The 4,125-nt window shown below is 23.6% G+C and carries 5 protein-coding genes; 4 read left to right on the top strand and 1 reads right to left on the bottom strand.

The window, feature by feature from the left end:
- Positions 1 to 617: hypothetical protein (locus N9R85_RS03670; RefSeq protein WP_396888769.1), on the top strand; the 617-nt coding region annotated here is incomplete at its 5' end.
- A gap of 332 nt (positions 618 to 949) precedes the next feature.
- On the opposite strand, the gene N9R85_RS03665 is transcribed toward N9R85_RS03670, so the two are convergent.
- Complete coding sequence (locus tag N9R85_RS03665; RefSeq protein WP_262858636.1) at positions 950 to 1,555, bottom strand: hypothetical protein; 606 nt, start codon at positions 1,553 to 1,555, stop codon at positions 950 to 952.
- A gap of 724 nt (positions 1,556 to 2,279) precedes the next feature.
- Here N9R85_RS03665 and N9R85_RS03660 point away from each other — a divergent pair.
- The 3 genes from N9R85_RS03660 to N9R85_RS03650 form a co-directional block, all read left to right on the top strand.
- Entirely contained in the window at positions 2,280 to 2,642 is a 363-nt protein-coding gene (locus N9R85_RS03660) for a type III restriction endonuclease subunit M (protein WP_262858635.1), read from the top strand.
- Positions 2,603 to 3,937: a site-specific DNA-methyltransferase gene (locus N9R85_RS03655; protein ID WP_316249924.1), complete on the top strand. Its 1,335-nt coding sequence runs from the start codon at positions 2,603 to 2,605 to the stop codon at positions 3,935 to 3,937. The genes N9R85_RS03660 and N9R85_RS03655 overlap by 40 nt, the downstream gene beginning before the upstream one ends.
- On the top strand, positions 3,924 to 4,125 hold a 202-nt coding region (locus tag N9R85_RS03650; RefSeq protein ID WP_262858634.1), incomplete at its 3' end, for a DEAD/DEAH box helicase family protein. The genes N9R85_RS03655 and N9R85_RS03650, both read left to right, overlap by 14 nt.

The raw sequence follows: 4,125 nt of genomic DNA, 5'->3' as shown, positions 1-4,125 counted from the left end.
TACCATCTGATATTAATTTTGAAATAACTGATGAAGATTTTAAAATTGAGTTTGAAGAGCAAAAAATAAATTATCAATATGAATTGATATCATTGTTAAATAATAAATCTAAACAAAGATTGCATTATTATGATTCGAATAACGAAAGAAGTTTTATTAATAGTATTGTTCAACTTTTTAAAGATGATTTAAAAAATAATAATTATAAAAATATATCTTTATTTAGAAATCCGATACAAAACGGAATCTTTTATGAATATTATGATGAAGATAGTAATATCAAACGTCAATTTCCTGACTTCGTTTTAGTTTATAAAACAGATAAAATAGAACATCAAATTAATATTGAAATTAAAGACTACAACAATGATTATGATGAGATAAAAACAAGTAAAATCATTGATTCATATCAAGGTTATTATGAAGATAAAAATAATAATTTAATACAAATTGTTACTTCATTATTAATTCAAGTTGATAAATCAAATGTAGGATCTAATAAATTTATTATTGCAGGTGGCGGAAGTACAAATACCAAAGTAAATGATACTATCAAACAAAACATCAATACTAATCAAACCATAAGTTGAATATACAATTTAACTAAAGAAATTTAAAGAAAAAATGAAATTAAGTTTTAAATTCTTAATTTCATTTTTAATTACTAAATATTATTTTATGTAAGGTTCGTTTAAATTAAGTTGATATTACTTTGAATAAAAAATTCCTTAAACTTTTTTAAACTATTAAGATCGTTTTATGCTAATATAATTTTTTATGTTTTTATTTATAAATTAATTTTTTAAAAAATATAAAAAAACCAACCGATAAGTCGCATACCCGACAGTTGGCTAGTAAGTATGACCAATTATTTTAATGTGCCTGGCTCAGGAGAATGGTATGTTCTAATCACAAAAATATTATAGCATTTTTATGAACTATTCAAAAATTATTTGACAACAATATTTTCACATATTGTATTTTCTTCATATAAAAATTTATTTTCATTATTTATCAAAATTGAAATAGGTTTATATGTATCTAAAGTATATTGCTCTCTTGTTATATTTTTTAGAAGAAAGCATACTTTTACGTTTTTTCATATTTCAAATTTTAAAAAATGTGTAGATCCTAGTTTTTCTTCTTTTAATTTATAGAACACTTGATTTAAATGTCTTTTTTTAGAATCGTATAAAATATTAATTATCTTAAAATATGATAAAAATCTAAAAAGTAAGTCTCTAAATTTAAGTTTAGGCTTATTGAAGCTTTTATTATATTGTTTTTCTATAATTACTCAATTATATTTATGATAAGCAAAGTAGTCCAAAACATTTGAAAAATCTCTCATTTTTTTGTTATTTGTAAATTGTCTAAAATAATGAATTCCTAATAAATGATTAATATGTTCGACTTTAATGTTTATCAATTTCTTTAATTTTGTGCTATCTAAATTATTAAAATAAACGTTTATTTTTAAAAAATCATTTATCAACACGTTCCTTTTATAAGTTTCAATTTCTTGTTTTAAGATATCAAAATATTTGTCTTTCATTGTAAATTATTATACCATATGCACTACCAAATTTAAATAATTAAAACTATATTAAAAGTAATTCAATTTGTCTATTAGATATCTCAATACAATTAGTCCTATTTATATTAAAATATTAGAGGAGTAATTATGAAAATTAAAATTAACAAAAATGAACCTGTAAATTATTGAGTTAAAAAAGGAAAGACAAATTAATTTTATTGTAAAAAATATCAATAAAAACCGAATCTTGATTAGCGAATAAATTAAAATATTCAACTAGAATAATAAGAAGAATTAAATATAAATTAATATTTCTTCCTTGTAAGTGACAACCCTATATACAAAATCAATCGCAGTAATAAATATAATAAAAACGCTGTGAAATATAACGATAAAGAATTTATTGAAGTAAATAAACAATTAATTGAATTTTAAAATTCTATTATTCATGATAAATCAAAAAGTTCAATAACTTATATTGATTGATACAAAAATCTAAAGATGTTAGTTATTCTTTATCCACTTTTTATAAAAGGTCACTTTAAAATGGTTTTTGCAGTGGTTATGTAACTAAAAAAAGAAAAGTTAAAAAAATCAATAAAGAATTATTATCTCAAAAGGATAAAGAAACAGAATTTTAAACATAATTCAATAAGTCTTTGAATTTTTATTTTTTATCAACAACTTAATGCATAGTTGTTTATAATTAAAATATATTAAATTATAAGAAGGGATTAAATATATGGAAAATAAAGATTATTCTCAACTACTTGGGGATTATAAAAATAAAATCGATGAATTATCAGTAAATGATTTAAACAACGACCAAAAAGCAATATGTAAAATGCTTTTAGAAAACTTACCTGATAAAACTCAATTACAAAACGTGTACCAATTTTTAATGCAAAGAGTAAAAATTGGCTTTACATTCGATTCAGCACCTGAAATTAATAGCAAAACTATTTCAGTGCTTAAACACAACGATAAAAAATCTTTTAGATTCAACGAATCTAAAAGCGAAAACACCTTGATCATAGGCGAAAACTACGATGCTCTTAAAAATTTATTAGTAATAGAGAGAGAGAGAGAGAGAGTCGCGGCTTAGATTTTAACTACGATGTAATCTATATTGACCCTCCTTATAACACTGAATCTGCATATTCAGACGGAAATAACTCTGCAAATGACAAAGAAAATGTTTCCGCTTCAAAATTTATATATCGTGATAAATTCAGTCGTAACGGTTGACTTAACATGATGAACGAAAGACTTAAATTAGCCAAGAAACTTCTCAAAGATGACGGAGTTATTTTTGTATCGATTGATGATAACGAACAAGCATATTTAAAGGTATTGATGGATGACATTTTTGGAGAAGAGAATTTTATAACTAACTTTTTATGACAAACTAATTCTTCAAGTATGAAGTCAACTAATTTTGTTAAAAATAATTTTGAATATATCGTTTGTTACGTAAAAGATTTATCAAAAATAAAGGGATTTAGTAAACAACAAACGACAACAATAAAATTTAGTAATGTTGATAACGATCCAAAAGGTAATTGATTTAGTAGCAACGCTACATATAAATTTAATGAAAATAACCCTAAAACATTCCCTATTGTTTTACCAAACGGAAATAGCATAGTAAGAACATGACGTTTCACAGAAAAAGAATACTTAGAAAATAAAATTCCATTATACTTTAACGATAATAATGTTCCAAGAATTAAAATTTACGAAAATGAATGAATTACAAAAAAACCATACACAAATTTACTTATGAATTTTAACTTACAAAGTAAATGAATTACTGATGAATACAAGGAAAATATGCTGAACGATATCGCAATTATAGATTCATTTACGATTGCTAAAAATAAATTAAATTCAATTTTGCCAGATAATGAATTTTCAACACCAAAGCCCGAATCGCTAATTAAGTATTTAATAAACCTACACCCTAACAAAAACGCCCGTGTTTTAGACTTTTTCGCAGGTTCAGGAACAACCGGTCACGCTGTTTTAGAACTAAATAGAGAAGATGGTGGAAACAGAACTTTTACGCTTGTAACTAATAACGAAAACAATATTGGTTATGATGTTACTTACGAACGTTTATATAGAATAAATCACGGTATTGGTACAAATAATGAAACTTTTAAATGAACCGAAAAGAACGATCCATATAAACAAAACCTAAATGTTTTTGACTTAGAATATAGCAATATTAGCGTAGATCAAAACCAAACTAAAACAGAATATTTAGTTGATACACTTAGAGAATCATTAACTAAGTTTGAAGTCAAAGACATTAGCAATGATGAGTTATTGAACAATTTAACTAATTTATATTCGTTAGATAAAGAGAAAGTTGACAAACCAGATGGAACTAACTAAAACCCAAAATAGAGCAGTTTCTCAACTCTTAGAACATTTTAATAACTCATATAGTCTTAAACAATCTAAAATAGTTGAATTTAAAGCACCGACAGGTTCAGGTAAAACTTTTATGATTGCTAACTTTATTGATAAAGCAATCACTATTAATAAACAAAGAGATAATAAACCTATTATTTTTGTAGTTA

The organism is Mycoplasma sp. CSL7503-lung (assembly GCF_025515455.1).
In the GTDB taxonomy this organism is placed as follows: domain Bacteria; phylum Bacillota_I; class Bacilli_A; order Mycoplasmatales; family Metamycoplasmataceae; genus Mycoplasmopsis.
The sequence above is the reverse complement of the archived record's forward strand: the minus strand, read 5'-3'. Positions and strand labels throughout refer to the sequence as shown.